General features: G+C 68.8%; 18 protein-coding genes. 8 read left to right on the forward strand and 10 right to left on the reverse strand.

The features are described from left to right. Window positions 1–107: 107 nt before the first annotated feature. The 6 genes from rseP to pyrH all read right to left on the reverse strand — a co-directional run bounded on the left by rseP (window position 108) and on the right by pyrH (window position 5,629). Entirely contained in the window at window positions 108–1,454 is a 1,347-nt protein-coding gene (rseP, locus tag P73_RS13200; RefSeq protein ID WP_043869927.1) for an RIP metalloprotease RseP, read from the reverse strand. A gap of 18 nt (window positions 1,455–1,472) precedes the next feature. Beyond that, complete coding sequence (gene dxr / locus P73_RS13205; RefSeq protein WP_043869928.1) at window positions 1,473–2,642, reverse strand: 1-deoxy-D-xylulose-5-phosphate reductoisomerase; 1,170 nt, start codon at window positions 2,640–2,642, stop codon at window positions 1,473–1,475. 18 nt (window positions 2,643–2,660) lie between these two features. Beyond that, on the reverse strand, window positions 2,661–3,371 hold the full coding sequence (locus P73_RS13210) for a phosphatidate cytidylyltransferase (protein ID WP_052453255.1): 711 nt from the start codon (window positions 3,369–3,371) through the stop codon (window positions 2,661–2,663). Beyond that, window positions 3,368–4,096, reverse strand: coding sequence for an isoprenyl transferase (locus P73_RS13215; protein WP_043869929.1), 729 nt, complete (start codon window positions 4,094–4,096; stop codon window positions 3,368–3,370). The genes P73_RS13210 and P73_RS13215 overlap by 4 nt, the downstream gene beginning before the upstream one ends. 149 nt (window positions 4,097–4,245) lie before the next feature. After that, complete coding sequence (frr, locus tag P73_RS13220) at window positions 4,246–4,809, reverse strand: ribosome recycling factor (RefSeq protein WP_043869930.1); 564 nt, start codon at window positions 4,807–4,809, stop codon at window positions 4,246–4,248. An 82-nt stretch (window positions 4,810–4,891) separates the two neighbouring features. Then, window positions 4,892–5,629, reverse strand: a complete 738-nt coding sequence (pyrH, locus tag P73_RS13225; protein WP_043871702.1) for a UMP kinase — start codon at window positions 5,627–5,629, stop codon at window positions 4,892–4,894. 137 nt (window positions 5,630–5,766) lie between these two features. On the opposite strand from pyrH, the gene miaA reads away from it, so the two are divergent. After that, entirely contained in the window at window positions 5,767–6,654 is an 888-nt protein-coding gene (gene miaA / locus P73_RS13230; protein WP_043869931.1) for a tRNA (adenosine(37)-N6)-dimethylallyltransferase MiaA, read from the forward strand. A gap of 153 nt (window positions 6,655–6,807) precedes the next feature. Then, on the forward strand, window positions 6,808–7,710 hold the full coding sequence (locus P73_RS13235; protein WP_043869932.1) for a helix-turn-helix domain-containing protein: 903 nt from the start codon (window positions 6,808–6,810) through the stop codon (window positions 7,708–7,710). Window positions 7,711–7,785: 75 nt separating this feature from the next. Here the strand turns inward: P73_RS13235 and P73_RS13240 are convergent, their stop codons facing one another. Together P73_RS13240 and P73_RS13245 are read right to left on the reverse strand one after the other, a co-directional pair. After that, entirely contained in the window at window positions 7,786–8,364 is a 579-nt protein-coding gene (locus tag P73_RS13240) for a hypothetical protein (protein WP_043869933.1), read from the reverse strand. Between the two features lie 109 nt (window positions 8,365–8,473). After that, window positions 8,474–9,067 (reverse strand): lytic transglycosylase domain-containing protein, encoded by a 594-nt coding sequence (locus tag P73_RS13245; RefSeq protein ID WP_139267029.1) that lies wholly within the window; start codon window positions 9,065–9,067, stop codon window positions 8,474–8,476. Window positions 9,068–9,237: 170 nt separating this feature from the next. On the opposite strand from P73_RS13245, the gene ssb reads away from it, so the two are divergent. Both ssb and P73_RS13255 read left to right on the forward strand, forming a co-directional pair. Then, window positions 9,238–9,762, forward strand: coding sequence for a single-stranded DNA-binding protein (ssb, locus tag P73_RS13250; RefSeq protein WP_043869934.1), 525 nt, complete (start codon window positions 9,238–9,240; stop codon window positions 9,760–9,762). Between the two features lie 167 nt (window positions 9,763–9,929). Then, window positions 9,930–10,754 carry a universal stress protein gene (locus P73_RS13255; protein WP_052453256.1) on the forward strand — a complete coding sequence of 275 codons (825 nt, stop codon included), beginning with the start codon at window positions 9,930–9,932 and terminating at the stop codon, window positions 10,752–10,754. Window positions 10,755–10,814: 60 nt separating this feature from the next. Here the strand turns inward: P73_RS13255 and aroB are convergent, their stop codons facing one another. Together aroB and P73_RS13265 are read right to left on the reverse strand one after the other, a co-directional pair. Then, complete coding sequence (gene aroB, locus P73_RS13260) at window positions 10,815–11,936, reverse strand: 3-dehydroquinate synthase (protein ID WP_043869935.1); 1,122 nt, start codon at window positions 11,934–11,936, stop codon at window positions 10,815–10,817. Beyond that, window positions 11,933–12,487, reverse strand: coding sequence for a shikimate kinase (locus P73_RS13265; protein ID WP_043869936.1), 555 nt, complete (start codon window positions 12,485–12,487; stop codon window positions 11,933–11,935). The genes aroB and P73_RS13265 overlap by 4 nt, the downstream gene beginning before the upstream one ends. A gap of 235 nt (window positions 12,488–12,722) precedes the next feature. Here P73_RS13265 and P73_RS26185 point away from each other — a divergent pair, with 235 nt between their 5' ends. From P73_RS26185 to P73_RS13280, 4 genes are all read left to right on the forward strand, one after another. Next, the gene (locus tag P73_RS26185) at window positions 12,723–12,860 is read left to right on the forward strand and encodes a hypothetical protein (protein WP_169747681.1); all 138 of its coding nucleotides are present in this window, start codon (window positions 12,723–12,725) and stop codon (window positions 12,858–12,860) included. Window positions 12,861–12,873: 13 nt separating this feature from the next. Continuing rightward, window positions 12,874–14,472 carry a hypothetical protein gene (locus P73_RS13270; RefSeq protein WP_052453257.1) on the forward strand — a complete coding sequence of 533 codons (1,599 nt, stop codon included), beginning with the start codon at window positions 12,874–12,876 and terminating at the stop codon, window positions 14,470–14,472. Then, window positions 14,469–15,401, forward strand: coding sequence for a site-specific tyrosine recombinase XerD (locus P73_RS13275; protein ID WP_043869937.1), 933 nt, complete (start codon window positions 14,469–14,471; stop codon window positions 15,399–15,401). Before P73_RS13270 ends, P73_RS13275 begins: the two co-directional genes overlap by 4 nt. Window positions 15,402–15,474: 73 nt before the next feature. Then, complete coding sequence (locus P73_RS13280; protein WP_043869938.1) at window positions 15,475–16,803, forward strand: HlyC/CorC family transporter; 1,329 nt, start codon at window positions 15,475–15,477, stop codon at window positions 16,801–16,803.

Consider the following 16,803-nt stretch of genomic DNA (forward strand, 5'->3'; position numbering starts at 1 on the left):
GCCCGACCGGCGGGGCCCGACCGGGCCGACGCCCGACGGATACGCGCCGATTGTGGCGAGATTAGGACCGTCCGGCGCGGCATCCGGCCGCGGCCGGACTGCCCGCCTCAGCGGCAGAAGAGATCGGCCCCGAGCCCCATCAGCATGAGAAAGAGGATCACGGCGAGGCCTGCGGTCATCATCACCCCCACCGCCCGGTCCGGCAGCGGTTTGCCGCGCACCGCCTCATAGGCATAGAACACCAGATGGCCGCCGTCGAGCACCGGGACCGGGAACAGGTTCAGCATCCCGATGGCGGTCGAGAGCATGGCGATGAACCAGATGAAGGAGGAGGTGCCCTGGGAGGCCATGGTCGAGGCGGTCTCCGCGATGCCCACCGGCCCCGAGAGGTTGCAGGTGGAGATCGCGCCGGTGATCATGTGCCAGATGCCGGAGATCGAGGTGACGATGATCTGCCAGACGCTCTGGACGCCATAGGCCATGGCTTCGCCGATCCCGGCGGGTTCGGTGCCCGGCTGGAACAGCAGCCCGCCGGTGATGCCGATGAGCCAGCGGGTCTCGAACCCGCCCTCGGGGCGCGGCAGATCGCGCCGGCGCGGCTCGAGCGTGGTCTCGAAGGTCTCCCCGCCCTGCCCGTCCGGCCGCCAGATCGTGAGCGTCATCGGCGCGCCGTCGTGGCTCATGACATGGTCCTGGAGCCCGCGGAAGGTCGGCACCGGCGTGCCGTCGAGCGCGGTGATGACGTCGCCGACCCGCAGCCCCGCGTCGCGGGCGGCGGATTTCGGGGAGATCCCCGCGACGATCACCGGATAGGGATGCGGCGCCTCGACCGTCACCTCGGCCCCGTCGCGCAAGACGGTATAGGAGAGCGCCGCGCCGTGCGGCAGCGCCTCGACGAAGCTGAAGAAGTCCGCCATCTCGGGCACGGGAGCGCCCTCGATCGCGATCACCTCGTCGCCGGGTTCGAGCGCGACGGGCACGGGCATCGCGGCGACCTCGTCGACGATCAGCCGCTCGCCCACCTGCCCGGAGGCGAGCAGGAAGGCGGTGAAGACGATGAAGGAGAAGACGAAGTTGAAGACCGGCCCCGCCGCCACCGTCGCGGTGCGCGCCCAGAGCGGCGCACCCGGCATGGTGTGGCGCGCCTGTTCGGGCGGCAATCCGTCGACCGCATGCGGGTCGGGGGCGGAGGCGGCATTCGCGTCGCCCGCGAACTTGACGTAGCCGCCGAAGGGCAGCGCTGCGATCTGCCATTGCGTGCCGCGCCTGTCCTTGCGCGACCAGAGCACCTTGCCGAACCCCAGCGAGAAGACATCCGCCTTGATCCCGGACCAGCGCCCGACGATGTAATGGCCGTATTCATGCACGGTGACGATGATCGAGAGCGCGATGACGAAGGAGACGAGCGTATAGGCCAGTCCGCCGAGATCGCCGAGAAGCGTGGTGACATACATTGCGGAACCGTCCTTCCTTTATTGCGCCGCGATCGGGGTCGCATGGGCCCGTGCCCGCGCCTCGCGGTCGGCGGCGAGCACGGTCTCTAGGCTCAGCGCCTCCCGGCCGAGGCCCGTGCCCGCGGACATCTCCCCGAGCACCGCCTCGACGATCCGGGCCATGTCGAGGAACCCGATCTGCCGGGCGATGAACAGGTCGAGCGCCGCCTCCTTCGCGGCGTTGAACACGGCGCCCGCGAGCCCGCCGATCTCCATCACCTCGCGCGCGAGGCGGAGCGCGGGAAAGCGCGTCTCGTCGGGCGCCTCGAAGCGCAGCCGGCCGATCCGCGCGAGGTCGAGCCGTTCCACCGGCAGCGCACGCCGCTCCGGCCAGTGCAGGGCATAGCCGATCGCGTGGCGCATGTCGGGCGCCCCGAGATGGGCCATGAGCGCGCCGTCGCGGAAGCCGACGAGCGCATGCACATAGGAGCCGGGATGGACGATGACCTCGATCTGCGCCGGGGTGAAGCCGAAATATTCCCGTGTCTCAATGAGTTCGAGCGCCTTGTTGAACATGGAGGCGCTGTCGATGGTGATCCGTTGCCCCATGTCCCAGGACGGATGCCGGCAGGCCTGTTCGAGCGTCACGGTCCCGAGCCGCTCGCGCGGCCAGTCGCGGAAGGGTCCGCCGGAGGCGGTGAGGATCACCCGTTCGACCTCGCCGCGCTCCTCGCCGACGAGGGCCTGGAACACGGCGGAATGTTCGCTGTCGACCGGCAGGACGCGGGTGCCGTGGCTCCGCGCCTCGCTCATGAGGAGCGGGCCGGCGGTGACGAGGCTTTCCTTGTTGGCGAGCGCCAGCGTCGTGCCGTGGCGCAGGGCGTGCAGCCCCGGCGCGAGCCCGGCCGCGCCGACGATGGCCGACATGATCCAGTCGGCCTCCCGCTCCGCCGCCTCGAGCAGCGCATGCGGCCCCGCCGCCGCCTGAACGCCCGACCCGGCGAGCGCCTCCCTCAGATCGGGAAGGCAATCCTCATGGGCGGTCACCGCCACGTCCGCGCCGAGATCGCGGGCGTCGCGGGCGAGACGGGCGATGTTGCGCCCGCCGGTGAGCGCGACGACGCGATAGGCCTCCCGGTCGCGCCGGATCAGGTCGAGCGTCGACTGCCCGATGGAGCCGGTGGAACCGAAGATGGAAATGCGCCGCATGGAACCCGTCCCGAACTGTCAGCCGAAGATCATGGCAAGAATATAGTAAAGCGCCCCGAGCGCCAGAAGGGCGTCGAACCGGTCGAGCACGCCGCCATGACCGGGGATGATATTGGAGCTGTCCTTCACGCCCATGCGACGCTTGAGCGCGCTCTCGACCATGTCGCCCATCTGTGAGGCGAAGGAAAGCGCGACCGAGACGGTGATGAAGAACCAGTAGCGCACGAATTCCTCCGGCATGAAGCGATGCGCCCAGGAGGCGAGAAGCCCGACGCCGACCCAGCCGCCCAGGATGCCGGCCCAGGTCTTCTTCGGGCTGACGCGGGGCCAGAATTTCGGCCCGCCGACGGCCTTGCCCACGAGGTAGCCGAGGCTGTCGGTCACCACCACGAGGCCGATGGCATAGAGCAGCACCGCCCGCCCGCCCTCGGCGGAGAGCTTCACGAGGCCGAGGCAGCCGAGCAGCAGGATGAGCGCGTATCCCCCGAGCGCGAGCGCGTCCTTCCCGCCGAAGCCGAAGGCATCGCGGCGCAGGCGGTACATGTTCGTCAGTTCCCAGAGCCCGATGAGCCCCGCGACGATGACGAGGCCGCGAAAGGCGGCATGGCCGGACAGGATCGCGCCGAGGCCGAGCGCGATCATCACGATCGCGGAGAGCACCCGCGGCATGAGATCGCGCCATTTGCTTTTCTTCGGCGCGATCTCGATATCCGGCAGCGGCCGGGTCACACCCGGACCCCGCCGAAGCGCCGGTCGCGGCTGGCGAACCGGCCCAGGCACGCGGCGAAGACCTCGGTCGTGAAGTCCGGCCAGAGCGTGTCGATGAATTCATATTCCGCATAGGCGGACTGCCAGAGCAGGAAGTTGGAGATCCGCGCCTCCCCCGAGGTGCGGATCACGAGATCCGGGTCGGGCAGCACGCGGGTGTCGAGATAGCCGGTGAGCGTGGTCTCGTCGACCGTCTCCGGGTCGATCTCCCCCTTGGCGACCTGACAGGCGAGTTCCTTGACCGCGCGGGCCACCTCGTCGCGGCCGCCGTAGTTGATCGCGATCGTCAGATGGACCGTGGCGTTTCCCGCCGTCGCCGCCTCGAGCTCGTCCATCAGCCCCTGCAACTTGCGGTCGAGCCGGTGCCGGTCACCGATGAAGCGGACGCGCACGCCCTCGGCCACCAGCCCCTTCATCTCGTTGGTGATGTAGCGGCGGAACAGCGACATGAGGCCGGAGACCTCGGTCTGGGTCCGTTTCCAGTTCTCTGTCGAGAAGGCGAAGATCGTCAGGTACTCGACGCCGAGCTCCGGACAGGCGCGCACGATCTCCTTCACGCGCTTGGCTCCGGCATGATGACCGAAGAGCCGCGGCTTGCCGCGTGCCTGGGCCCACCGCCCGTTGCCGTCCATGATGACGGCAACGTGCCTCGGTCCGATCCGGGTATCCGCCGTGGTGTCGGGCATCGCCCCTCTCGCTTCGTGTGCGGCGCGGAGCCGCCCTTTTTCTACTTATACGCGAAACGCTCCGGAAGGGGAGCGTTTCGTTTCACTCGTCTCGCAGGCGGCGGCGGCCCGGCCGCGGGCACGATCCGGCCCGCGCACCGCGACCGCGGTCACACCTGCATGATCTCTTCCTGCTTGTGCTCGAGCATCTCGTCGACCTTGCGGATATGGGCGTCGGTAAGATCCTGGACCTCGCTTTCCCAGTATTTCTGGTCGTCCTCGGACATGCCGTCGGCCTTCGCCTTCTTGATCTGGTCCATGCCGTCGCGGCGCACGTTGCGCACGGCGACGCGGGCGTGCTCGGCATATTGCGCGGCCACCTTCGTCAGCTCCTTGCGGCGCTCCTCGTTGAGTTCGGGGATCGGCAGCATGATGATCGTGCCGTTGAGCTGCGGATTGATGCCGAGGCCGCTTTCGCGGATCGCCTTTTCCACCTTGCCGACGAGGCCCTTGTCCCAGACGTTGATCGTCACCATGCGCGGCTCCGGCACGTTCACGGTGCCGACCTGGTTGATCGGCGTCATCTGGCCGTAGGCGTCCACCTGCACCGGCTCGAGCATCGAGGCCGAGGCGCGGCCCGTCCTGAGCGAGGCGAATTCGGTGCGCAGGTTGGAAAGCGCGCCGTCCATCCGCTTGGACAGGTCGTCGGTGTCGAGTTCGAATTCGTCGGACATGGGTCGTTCCCCTTCTTATCGTCTTGCGCCCGCACGCGTTCCCTCATGGCAAGGCGGGCGCCTCGCTGCGCTTATAGACCCATCAGTTGACCAATGTATAGGTGCCTTCGCCCGCCAGAACGGAGCGGAAGCCCCCCGGCGCATCGAGCGGGAAGACGATCAGCGGCAGCCTGTTGTCGCGCGCCAGGGCGATGGCGGAGGCGTCCATCACCCGCAGGTTCTTCGACAGCACCTCGGTATAGGTGATGTGGTCGTAGCGCCTGGCGTCCGGGTGGACCTTCGGGTCCTTGTCATAGACGCCGTCCACCCCGTTCTTGCCCATGAAGATCGCTTCGCAGTTCATCTCGTTGGCGCGCAGCGTCGCCGCCGTGTCGGTGGTGAAATAGGGATTGCCGGTGCCCGCGGCGAAGATCACGATCCGCCCCTTCTCCAGATGGCGCACGGCGCGGCGGCGGATATAGGGCTCGGCCACCTCGTTCATCGTGATCGCCGAGATCACCCGCGTGTGCAGCCCCAGCGCCTCGAGCGCGGCCTGCATCCCGAGCGCGTTCATCACGGTGGCGAGCATGCCCATGTAATCGGCCGTGGTGCGCTCCATCCCCTGCGCCGAGCCCTGGAGCCCGCGAAAGATGTTGCCGCCACCGATCACCATGCAGATCTCGACGCCCATGTCGTGCACGGACTTCACCTCGCGCGCGATCCGCTCCACCGTCGGCGGATGCAACCCGAAGCCCTGATCGCCCATCAGCGCCTCGCCCGAGATTTTCAGAAGCACACGTTTATACTTCGTGGAAGGTTGACCCTTGTCCGCGTCGCTCATCAGATGTCCCCGGCTTTTCATGTCTGTGATTGGCCGCCAAAATGGACCGAAAGCCGGGGAGGATCAATGCGTGGCTTGCGAATAATCTCCCCTTTTTCCTCTGGACTTTCGCGCCGCAGTTTGCCACCCGCCGTGCCATGCCCCTGCCCTTCGACATCCCCGCGCATCTGCCCGTCCTGATCGCCGGTCCCACGGCCTCCGGGAAATCCGCGCTCGCGCTCGAGATCGCGGAGCGGCAGGGCGGTGTGATCGTCAATGCCGATGCGCTCCAGGTCTTTGCCAACTGGCGGGTGCTGACCGCCCGGCCCTCCCCGGAGGACGAAGCCCGCGCGCCGCATGCCCTTTACGGCCATGTGCCGGGGGATGCGGAGTATTCCGTAGGCCACTGGCTGCGCGACGTGGCGCCGTTTGTGCGGGGGGCTGAACGTCCGGTCATCGTCGGAGGCACCGGGCTCTATTTCACGGCGCTGACAGAGGGGCTGGCGGAGATCCCGCCGACCCCGCCCGCGATCCGCGCGGAGGCCGACAGGCGGCGCCGGGCGGAGGGCGGCCACGCGGGGCTGCTCGCGGAGCTCGAGGCGGACGACCCGCGCACGGCGGCAAGGATCGACCGGCGCAACCCGATGCGGGTGCAGCGTGCCTGGGAGGTGCTGCGCGCGACCGGGCGGGGACTTGCCGACTGGCAGGCGGACACGCCGCCGCCGCTCCTGCCGCTGGCGGCGTGCTTTCCGATCCTGGTCGAGGCGGAGAAGAGCTGGCTCGGCGCGCGGATCGACCGGCGATTCGAGACGATGCTGGCGGAGGGGGCGCTCGCCGAGGCGGAGGCCAACCTGCCGCACTGGGACCCTGCCGCGCCCTCTGCCAAGGCCATCGGCGCGCCGGAGCTCATCGCCCATCTGCGCGGGGAAACGGATCTTGTGCAGGCGAAACAGGCGGCCACGCTGGCCACACGGCAATATGCGAAGCGTCAGCGCACCTGGTTTAGGGCGCGCATGGGGGCATACCACAAGATCTCGCGCCCCTGACGAACTCTAGGAGGTTTCGGAGCAGGATCTCATACCACATTGAAATTCCTTCATATTTCTTTTGACAGCCGGGCGCGGATCGCTAACCTGTCGCCACTTGCACAATTCGAACAGATGCGGCCGCCAGCCGGCGGTCGGGAAGGACAGCCTCCCATGGTCCGGACGCCCCCCAGAAAGATCTTCCAATCCCTGCCGCTCGGCGAGATGACGACGCGCCCCGCGGCGGCCGCCTCTCCGCCGCGCCCGCGCGCGAATCTTCCGGAAGCGCCGGCCTACCGCGTCTTCCCGCTCGGGCGCGGGGCGGGCATGCCCTCGGCCGCGACCCGCTGGCGCACCGAGGCGATGCGCAGCCATCGTGCCCCGGCGCTCCTGTGGTTCACCCGCGGCCAGGGACGGATCACCGTCTCCGGCGTGACCCGCGGTTTCGGGCCGCACAACCTGATCTTCCTGCCGAAGCGCACGATGTACGGCTATGAGCCGGTCGGTCAGGTGATGGGCTACATGGTGCATCTTCCCGACGACCCGGTGCTCGCTCTGCCCGGCGAGCCGCTGCACATGCGCTTTCGCGAAGTGTTCCAGCAGAACGAGATCACCGCGCTGATCGAGAACCTGAAGTCGGAGATCGAGAACGACCGGCCGGGCCGCGACCGGGCGATGGCGCTCCAGGCCGGGATGATCGCGGTCTGGCTCGAACGGCAGATCGAGATCATGCCGGATTACGACCTGACGCCCGATGCCTCGCGCCGCCTCGCCGCGGCCTTCACCGCGCTCGTGGAGGAGGAACTGTGCGGCGGGCACACGGTCGCGCATTTCGCCGCGGAACTCGGCGTCACCCCGACCCATCTCACCCGCGCCTGCAACATCGCCTGCGGGCGCTCGGCCTCCGCCATCCTCACCGACCGGCTGCATTTCGAGGCGCGCCGCCTGCTGTCGGAGACGAAGATGCCGGTGAAGGACATCGCCGCCGCGCTCGGCTTTCAATCGGCCGCCTATTTCTCGCGCGCCTTTCACAAGCAGACCGGGCGCTCGCCGCGGGAGTTCCGCCGCGGCGCCTGAGGGACGGCGCGCAAAAAGGCCCGACGCAGGGCGACGGGCCGTGTTTGCCTTCGGGACGATGCCGCGCGGTGCGGATCAGTCGTCGCCGCCGTCGCTGTCGCCGTCGTTGCTGTCGCTATCCTCGAGCACCGGGCGGCCGTCGTCGTCGAGGAACCACTGGGTCTCCTGCTTCGCGACCTCGCTCACCGTCTTCGCGGCGAAGGCCGTCACGAGCGCGTTGTAGAATTCCGCCCGCGCCGGCGCCACCACGGTCATGTTCGAAGGCACCTCGACATAGGCTTCCTCGGCCGAGAGCTGGATCCGCAGCCGCTCCACCGGCTCCGTGGTCTCGGTCGGTCCGTAGATATAGACCCAGCCGTCGAGCTCGTTGAATTCGCCCTCTGCGCCGAGTACGGTCGCGCCTTCGAGCGACATCTCGGTCACGTCGAGCCGGATCGAGTAATCGCCGTTCGGCTCCATCTGGTCGATCAGGCCGGCGGAGACGAGCGCGTTCAGGTCCGCCCCGATCTCCGGCCAGTAATCGAGGGCATTCGCCTCGACATCGTCGAGCGTCACCGTGGTTTCGACCTCGGCAATGTCGAGCGGCTCGGCCAGGGCCGGCACTGCAACGAGAGAGGTGGTGGCCAGAATCGCGAGAAATGCAGTCGGTTTCATCTGTTCATCCTTTCACAATCTGGAGCCGGAGCGCCGGCACCGTTGAGAGACAAACAGACCTGCGTCGCGAAAGGTTCCGCCTGACGGTCCCTGCGCGCCGCGCTGGGGCTCACGAGCCCCAGATCACCTTCACGTAATTCATCGTTTCGCGATAGGGCGGGACGCCCTTGTATTTCTCCACCGCGAGCGGACCGGCGTTATAGGCGGCGAGCGCGAGCCGCCAGGTGCCGAACTTGTTATACATCAACCGCAGATAGCGGGCGCCGCCGTCCAGGTTCTCCCGCGGATCGGCGGGGTTGACGCCCAGCAGGCGGGCGGTGTCCGGCATGAGCTGCGCGAGGCCGAGGGCGCCCTTGTGGCTCACCGCGCGGGGGTTCCAGCCGCTCTCCTGCTGCACGAGGCGCAGGTAGAGATCGGTCGGCACCCCGTGACGCCGCGCCGCCGCTTCCGCGACCGGCCGCCATTCGCCGGCATAGCTGCCGGTATAGGCGCGCCCGACGAGATCGTCGGTGAAACGTTCGGGCTGAAGCGACACGGAGCTGGAATATTGCTGGGAGGCGCGCCCGTCGAGTACCTTGAGCTGCGATCCGAAGATCGCGACCCGGCTTTTCGTCGAAAAGATGTCCTCGCCCGCGACCGGCCCCGCCGAGATCGCAAGGCACAGTCCGAACCATCCGGCCCGGCGCAGCATGCTCACCGCCATGTGTCCACTCGTTTCCCTAGTCACTGTCCGCGCGCACTATGACCGAGCCCGATGCCTTTTCCAAGGGCGAGATTCCCGCGGGAGACCGTTGCGGGGGATTTCCGGCTTGGCATACCCGCCGCGGAATGCTGTAACGTCAGCCAACCGAAGAATCTCAGGGAGTAGACCGCATGGCCGGATCCGTGAACAAAGTCATCCTCGTCGGCAACCTCGGGCGCGATCCGGAGGTGCGGACCTTCCAGAACGGCGGCAAGGTGTGCAACCTGCGCATTGCCACCTCCGAGAACTGGAAGGACCGCAACACCGGCGAGCGGCGCGAGCGCACCGAATGGCACTCGGTCGCGATCTTCTCCGAACCGCTCGCGCGGATCGCGGAGCAATATCTGCGCAAGGGCTCGAAGGTCTATATCGAGGGCCAGCTCGAGACGCGCAAGTGGCAGGACCAGCAGGGCCAGGACCGCTACACCACGGAGATCGTGCTGCGCCCCTATCGCGGCGAGCTCACCCTACTCGACAGCCGCGGCGAGGGCGGCCAGGGCGGCGGCGGCTATGGCGGCGGCTACGATCAGGGCGGCGGTGGCGGCTATGACGATCCGGGCTATGGCGGCGGTTCGCAGGGCGGCGGCTACGGCGGCGGCTCCCAGGGCGGTGGCGGCGGGCGCTCGTCGATGGATGACGACGAGATCCCGTTCTGAACTGTGTCATTCGCGGCACATTCGAGAAACCCCTGCGCCCGTCGCGGGGGTTTTTCGCTATTTTTCGCACTTGCGTCCCCCTGCCGCGCTCGAACCCGCGCCGGATCGTTCCCATATGAGCCGGACGGGACGGTCGGTCCCGTCATTTGCAACAGAGGAGGCATAGAATGAAGAAGTTTCTCGTCGCAAGCGATCTTTCGGTCCGGTCGGACCGGGCGCTCGAACGCGCGATCCGGCTGGCGCGCCAGCATGAGGCGGCGCTTACCGTGCTGCATGTCATCGACGACGACCTGCCGGCTCCGCTCGTGGCGCGCCTGCGCGAAAGCGCGGCGGAGACGCTCGGCGAGGTGTTGAAGGCGCAGGATGCCCCTGAAAACGCCGAGGTGCGGATCGAGGCCGGGGATGCCGTCGTGACGATCTCGGAAACCGCGGAGGCCGTCGGCGCCGATCTCGTGATCCTCGGCATCCACAGGCCGCGGGCCTTCTGGGACATGCTCTCGGGCACCACGATGGAGCGGATCGTGCGCGCGCTGCGCTGCCCGGTGCTGCTCGTCAGCGAGCCGGTGACCGGCCCCTACCGCTCGGTCCTCTGCGGCATCGACCTGTCGCCGGCCTCCGAGACGGCCGCGCGCACCGCTGCCGCCCTCGCGCCGGAGGCGGACTACCACAGCTATCACGCGGTCCATGTCCCCTACCGCGGCCTGATCGCCCGCGAGGCGCGCGAACGCCAGATCGCGCCGTTCCTCCATGAGGCGGAGGACGAACTGGCGGCATGGCTGAAACAGGCCGATCTGCCGGAGGCGCTCGGCACGCCGGAGATCCTGACCGAGAGCGTCGAGACCGCCTTCGAGACGATGCGCAAGAAGACGGATTGCGATCTCTTCGCCATCGGCGCGCACGGCCGCACGCCCCTGTCGCCGACGCTGCTCGGCCGGTTCACGCAGGACCACATCCGCCAGCCGGTCTGCGACACGCTGGTCGTGCGCGGCTGAACGGGAGCTGCCGGGGGAGGCGCGGCACGATCCGCGCCCCCTCACCTCACCCCGCCGCGGTCATCCGCGCCCGGCAAGCCCGTCGGCCATGACCCCGAGGACCGCGTCGCGCGGCACGTCGGCGGTGACGAAGGCTTCCCCGATTCCGCGGGCGAGGACGAAGCGGAGCTGGCCGTCGACCACCTTCTTGTCCTGCGCCATCAGATCGACCAGCGCCCCGGCGGAGGGCAGATCGCCCGGAATGTCGCGCAGGTCGCATTTCATCCCCATGTCCTTGAGATGCGCGCGCACCCGCGAGGGCGCTTCCTGCGCGCAAAGGCCAAGCCGGGCGGAGAGCTCGAAGGCGAGCGCACAGCCGATCGCCACGCCCTCGCCATGGAGCAGCCGGTCGGAATATCCCGTTGCCGCCTCGAGCGCGTGGCAGAAGGTATGCCCGAGGTTGAGCAGCGCCCGGTCGCCCTGCTCGGTCTCGTCGCGCACCACGATATCCGCCTTCATCCGGACCGACCGGCGCACCGCCTCGATCCGCAGATCCATGTCCCCGGCGGCCAGCGCTGGGCCGTTCGCCTCGAGCCAGGTGAAGAAGCCTTCGTCTCCCAAAAGACCGTATTTCTGCACCTCGCCATAACCGGCGAGGAAATCGCGCGCCGTCAGCGTGCCGAGGAGCGCGGTGTCCGCGAGCACGAGCGCGGGCTGGTGGAAGGCGCCGACCAGGTTCTTGCCGAGCGGCGAGTTGATCCCGGTCTTGCCGCCCACCGAACTGTCCACCTGCGCCAGAAGCGTCGTCGGGATCTGCACGAAGCGCACCCCGCGGCGCAGGATGGCGGCGGCGAAACCCGCAAGATCTCCGATCACGCCGCCGCCGAAGGCAACGACGAGATCGCGCCGCTCGACCTTCTCCGCGATCAGCCATTCCACGGCGCGCTCGAGCTCGCGCCAGGATTTCGTCGCCTCCCCGGCGGGAAGCGCGAGCGCCTCCATCCCGATCCCGGCCTCCGCCAGCCCCGCGCGCAGCGTCGGGAGATGCAGTCCGGCCACCGTCTCGTCGGTCAGCACGAAGACCTTCTTCCTGCCGCCGAGAAGGGGGGCGACATGCGCGCCCGCCTCCACCACGAGACCCGCGCCGATGCGTACGTCATAGGCGCGTGCACCCAGCGGGACGTGAACCGTTTCCTCGCTCATGTCTCCTCCTCCTCCACCAGTATTCCGCCATGCGCCCTGAGCGCGCCGATCACCTTCTCGGCCATCGCCTCGACGCTGAGCCGCGGCTCCGCCTCGACGACGATCGCCGCCTGTGCATACAGGGGCTCGCGCGCCTCGACGAACGCGGCGAGGGTGGCGCGCGGATCGTCGCTGCGCAGGAGGGGTCGGGTCGACTTGTGCTTCACCCGGTTCCACAGCAGGTCCAGATCCGCCTTGAGCCAGACCGAGACGCCGCGCTCGGAGATGAGCGCGCGGTTGGCCTCCGACAGGAAGGCGCCGCCGCCGGTGGACAGGATCGCGCGCTCGTCTTCGAGGAGCCGGGCGATCACCTCCGTCTCGCGCCGGCGAAAGAAGGGCTCGCCGTAGCGTTCGAAGATCTCGGCGATGCTCATCGCCGCCGCCTTTTCGATTTCCCCGTCCGAATCGAGGAAGGGCACGCCGAGACGGGCGGCCAGCGCCTTGCCCACCGCGGTCTTTCCCGCCCCCATCATGCCCACAAGCGCGACCGTTTTCTTCAATCCCTGCGCCATCCTCTCCCCGTTGTCGCCTCTTATCCGTCCCGTGCCGCCCACTCCCGCGCCACTTTACGCGGCAACTTCCCGCTCACGAAAATTTCGCCCCTTCAATGGCGTGATCTTGCCGAAAATGCCATATATAAATCGACCAAAAGCGGCCCGCGGCAGGAAATCGCGGGCAAAACAAAAGTTCGCGCGCGGATCTCCGGGACCGGGGCCGGCGCGGGCGATCGAACGGAGGCAGACCACAGTGCGCAAATTCCTTTTCCGGCTTCTGGCTATCATCATCCTGCTCGGGGTGCTGGGCTTCGTCGGCTTCGCCTATGTCGGCGATCTCACGCCCGACCGCAGCGAACGCAGCGTGCCTGTCACCATCGACGTGAACTGAGGTCGTCCCGGATATGCGCCCCCCTTCGTGCCTGATCCCCGTGCTGCTGACCGCGAGCCTCGCGGCGCCCCTCGCCGGTGCCGGCGGGGCACGGGCACAGGCCACGGAGGCGGCGCTGCGTTCTGAGCGCCCGCTCTCCGCGATCGACTGGCTCTCCGACACGCTCGACCAGCCGCGCAGGCCGCCGGCGGCGAAACCCCCGCTCGATTCAGACATTTCCGACAATGCCCTGCCCGAGGAGGTCACCGTCATCCCGCTCGACATGCCGGGACCGGATGCGGCAGGGCTTCTGCCCGCCTCCGCGACCGGGCTGCCGCGCGACCTCTGGGGGACGTCCGCCGCCGCCGATCTCGCACGGCGGATCACCGCGGTTTCCTCCCGTCCCGACCTGCTCCCGGCCTCCCGCCGGCTGCTCAACACACTCATCCTGGCCGAACTCGATCCGCCGATCGAGACCGACCGCGACGGCCGGCTGTTTCTCGCCCGGATCGACGCGCTGCTCAACCAGGGGCTGCTCGACGAGGCCGACGCGCTGATGGAGCGCGCCGGGCTCACCACGCCGGAGATCTTCCGCCGCGCCTTCGACACCAAGCTCCTGCTCGGCACCGAGGACGCCGCCTGCCGCAAGCTCTCGCGCACGCCGGGACTGTCGCCGACGCTCCAGACCCGCGTCTTCTGCCTTGCGCGCGGCGGCGACTGGGGCGCGGCGGCGCTGACGCTCGAGAGCGGCGAGGCGCTGGGGCTGATCCGGCCCGACCAGGGCGCGCTGCTCGCACGGTTCCTCGACCCGGAACTCTTCGAGGGCGATCCGCCCCTGCCCGTGCCCGACCACCCGACGCCGCTTTCCTTCCGGCTGATGGAGGCGATCGGGGAGCCGCTGCCGACCGCTGCCCTGCCGCTCGCCTTCGCGCAGTCAGACCTGCGCGACACGGTCGGTTGGAAGGCACGCGCCACCGCCGCCGAGCGGCTGGCGCGCGTCGGGGCGCTGTCGCCGAACCGGTGGCTCGGCATCTGGTCGGAACATCTCCCGGCCGCCTCCGGCGGGATCTGGGACCGGATCGAGGCGCTCCAGCGGTTCGAGACCGCGCTCTCCACCAACGATCCGGGCGCCGTCTCCCGCGCCCTGCCCCCGGCATGGGAGGCGATGCGCGCCGCCGGGCTCCAGACCGTCTTCGCGGACCTCTTCGCGCCCCGGCTCGCCCGCCTGCCGCTGTCGGGCGAAGGCGCGCGGATCGCCTTCGACGTCGCGATGCTGTCGCCGGAATACGAACGCATCGCAAAGGACTGGAGCGGGCCGCTCGACGACGGGCAGGCGCTGCGCAAGGCCATCGCGCTGGGCGAGGTGCCGACGCCGCCGCGCCAGAGCAGCCCCGCCGCCCGCGCGATCGTGCTCGGCTTCCGCAGCTCGGGTATCCCCGTGCGGCTTTCGACGCTCGTCGAGGAGCGCCGGCTGGGGGAAGCGATCCTCCGGGCGGTCGAGCTGCTCGAGGGCGGCGCGGCGGGCGATCTCGACGAGCTGTCGGACGCGATCCAGTTCTTCCGCGCGGTCGGGCTCGAGGCGACGGCGCGGCGGGCCGCACTCGAACTCCTGCTGCTGGAGCGGCGCGGATGAGCCGGGACGCGCACTGGATCTCCGCCTTTGCAGAGGCGCAGCTCGCGGAACTCGGCGCGGCGGAGAACACGCGGCAGTCCTATGCGCGCGACCTCGTCGACTTCTCCGGCTGGCTCGCCCGGCGCGACACGGACTTCGCACGTGCGGAGCGCGGGGAGATCGAGGCCTATCTCGTCGCCTGCGAGGCGGAGGGGCTGGCGCAGTCCACCCGCGCACGGCGTCTCTCCTCCATCCGGCAGCTCTATCGCTTCGCCTTCGAGGAAGGCTGGCGCGGCGACAATCCGGCGATCCAGATCAAGGGGCCCGGCCGGACGAAGCGCCTGCCGAAGACCCTGTCGGAGGAGGAGGTGTCGCGGCTCCTCGACGCAGCGCGCGCGACCGGACGCGCCGCCGCCGACCGCCAGCGCAACGCCTGCCTCATGGAATTGCTCTACGCCACCGGCATGCGCGTGTCCGAGCTCGTCTCCCTGCCGGTGGCGGCGGCGCGCGGCGATCCGCGGATGCTGCTGATCCGCGGCAAGGGCGGCAAGGAGCGGATGGTGCCGCTGTCGGCGCCGGCGCGCGCGGCGCTGGGCGACTGGCTCGCCACCCGCGATGCCGCCGAGGTTCTGGCCCGGCGCGAGGCGGGGGCGAAACCCTCCGCCTTTCTCTTTCCCTCGCGCGGCCGGGCCGGGCATTTCACCCGCGTCGGTTTCTACCAGCTCATCAAGGAGATCGCGGTGCAGGCGGGGGTGATGCCGTCGAAGGTCACGCCGCACACGCTGCGCCATGCCTTCGCGACGCATCTGCTCGCGCATGGCGCCGACCTGCGTGCGATCCAGACCCTGCTCGGGCACGCGGACCTGTCGACGACGGAGATCTACACCCATGTGCTCGACGAGCGGCTGCGGGAGCTGGTGCTGACCCGCCACCCGCTCGCGGGCGACTGAGCGCGGCTTTCGAGTATTTGGGGCAGCAAAAAGCCCCCTTGCGCAGCCGCCCCGCCATCCCCATAACCAAGCCATGACAGAGACTTCCTCGCTTCTCGATGCCGCCTTCTGGATCACCGCCGCCGCGATCGCGGGGCTTCTGGTGCTCTCCGCCTTCTTCTCGGGCTCGGAAACCGCGCTGACCGCCGCCTCCCGCGGCAAGCTGCGCACGCAGGCCGACAGGGGGGACAAGGGCGCGGGGCGCGCGCTCCAGGTGACCGAGGACAGCGAGCGGTTGATCGGCTCCGTGCTCCTCGGCAACAACCTCGTGAACATCCTCGCAACCTCGCTCACCACGGCGCTGTTCACCCGGCTGTTCGGGCAGAACGGGGTGGCGCTGGCGACCCTGATCATGACGCTTCTCGTGCTGATCTTCTCCGAGGTGCTGCCGAAGACCTATGCGATCACCAATCCCGAGACCGCCGCCTCCCGCGTTGCCGCGCCGATCTCGCTCGTGGTGCGGGTCTTTGCGCCGGTGGTGGGGCTGGTGCGGCTTCTGGTGCGCGGCATCCTGCGCCTGTTCGGCGTGAAGACCGATCCCAACGCCGGCGTGCTCGCGGTCAAGGAGGAGATCGTGGGCGCGATCACCCTCGGCCATTCGGAGGGTGCGGTGGAGAAGGAGGACCGCGACCGGCTTCTGGGCGCGCTCGACCTTGCGGACCGGACCGTCGAGGAGATCATGCTGCACCGCTCGAATATCGAGATGATCGACGCGGAGCTGCCGCCCGCCGAAGTGCTCGACCGCTGCCTGAAGAGCCCCTACACGCGCCTGCCGCTCTATCGCGGCGAACAGGAGAACATCGTCGGCGTGATCCATGCCAAGGACCTGTTGCGCGCGATGCATGCCGAGCGGATCGAACGCGAGAGCGAGGGCCAGGGCGTGATCGTCGATTTCAGCGATTTCGACGTGGTGCGCGTGGCGATGAAGCCCTATTTCGTGCCGGACACGACGCCGCTCGACGAGCAGATGCGCCAGTTCCTGCACCGCCACACGCATTTCGCGCTGGTGGTGGACGAATATGGCGCGCTGCGCGGCCTCATCACGCTCGAGGACATCCTCGAGGAAATCGTGGGCGAGATCACCGACGAACTCGACCGCGCCGAACAGGCGCCGGTGCGTTCGCCCGATACCGGCGACTGGGTGGTCGACGGCGGCATGACGATCCGCGACTTCAACCGGTCGACGGAATGCACCCTGCCCGACGAGGAGGCCAACACCATGGCCGGGCTCGTCATCCACGAGGCGCAGATGATCCCCAATCCGGGGCAGGTCTTTTCCTTCCACGGCTACCGGTTCGAGGTGGCAGGGCGCAAGGACAACCGCATCACGAAGCTCAAGATCCGCCCGCTCGGGGACGGCTGA

The sequence above is a fragment of the Celeribacter indicus genome (assembly GCF_000819565.1).
Taxonomy (GTDB): Bacteria; Pseudomonadota; Alphaproteobacteria; order Rhodobacterales; family Rhodobacteraceae; genus Celeribacter; species Celeribacter indicus.

What these genes read in the sequence shown, in the direction of transcription:
- rseP (WP_043869927.1), bottom strand. Translation starts at nt 1,454, where the DNA reads ATGTATGTCACCACGCTTCTCGGCGATCTCGGCGGACTGGCCTATACG.
- dxr (WP_043869928.1), bottom strand. Translation starts at nt 2,642, where the DNA reads ATGCGGCGCATTTCCATCTTCGGTTCCACCGGCTCCATCGGGCAGTCG.
- P73_RS13215 (WP_043869929.1), bottom strand. Translation starts at nt 4,096, where the DNA reads ATGCCCGACACCACGGCGGATACCCGGATCGGACCGAGGCACGTTGCC.
- frr (WP_043869930.1), bottom strand. Translation starts at nt 4,809, where the DNA reads ATGTCCGACGAATTCGAACTCGACACCGACGACCTGTCCAAGCGGATG.
- pyrH (WP_043871702.1), bottom strand. Translation starts at nt 5,629, where the DNA reads ATGAGCGACGCGGACAAGGGTCAACCTTCCACGAAGTATAAACGTGTG.
- miaA (WP_043869931.1), top strand. Translation starts at nt 5,767, where the DNA reads ATGCCCCTGCCCTTCGACATCCCCGCGCATCTGCCCGTCCTGATCGCC.
- P73_RS13235 (WP_043869932.1), top strand. Translation starts at nt 6,808, where the DNA reads ATGGTCCGGACGCCCCCCAGAAAGATCTTCCAATCCCTGCCGCTCGGC.
- P73_RS13240 (WP_043869933.1), bottom strand. Translation starts at nt 8,364, where the DNA reads ATGAAACCGACTGCATTTCTCGCGATTCTGGCCACCACCTCTCTCGTT.
- P73_RS13245 (WP_139267029.1), bottom strand. Translation starts at nt 9,067, where the DNA reads ATGGCGGTGAGCATGCTGCGCCGGGCCGGATGGTTCGGACTGTGCCTT.
- ssb (WP_043869934.1), top strand. Translation starts at nt 9,238, where the DNA reads ATGGCCGGATCCGTGAACAAAGTCATCCTCGTCGGCAACCTCGGGCGC.
- P73_RS13255 (WP_052453256.1), top strand. Translation starts at nt 9,930, where the DNA reads ATGAAGAAGTTTCTCGTCGCAAGCGATCTTTCGGTCCGGTCGGACCGG.
- aroB (WP_043869935.1), bottom strand. Translation starts at nt 11,936, where the DNA reads ATGAGCGAGGAAACGGTTCACGTCCCGCTGGGTGCACGCGCCTATGAC.
- P73_RS13265 (WP_043869936.1), bottom strand. Translation starts at nt 12,487, where the DNA reads ATGGCGCAGGGATTGAAGAAAACGGTCGCGCTTGTGGGCATGATGGGG.
- P73_RS13270 (WP_052453257.1), top strand. Translation starts at nt 12,874, where the DNA reads ATGCGCCCCCCTTCGTGCCTGATCCCCGTGCTGCTGACCGCGAGCCTC.
- P73_RS13275 (WP_043869937.1), top strand. Translation starts at nt 14,469, where the DNA reads ATGAGCCGGGACGCGCACTGGATCTCCGCCTTTGCAGAGGCGCAGCTC.
- P73_RS13280 (WP_043869938.1), top strand. Translation starts at nt 15,475, where the DNA reads ATGACAGAGACTTCCTCGCTTCTCGATGCCGCCTTCTGGATCACCGCC.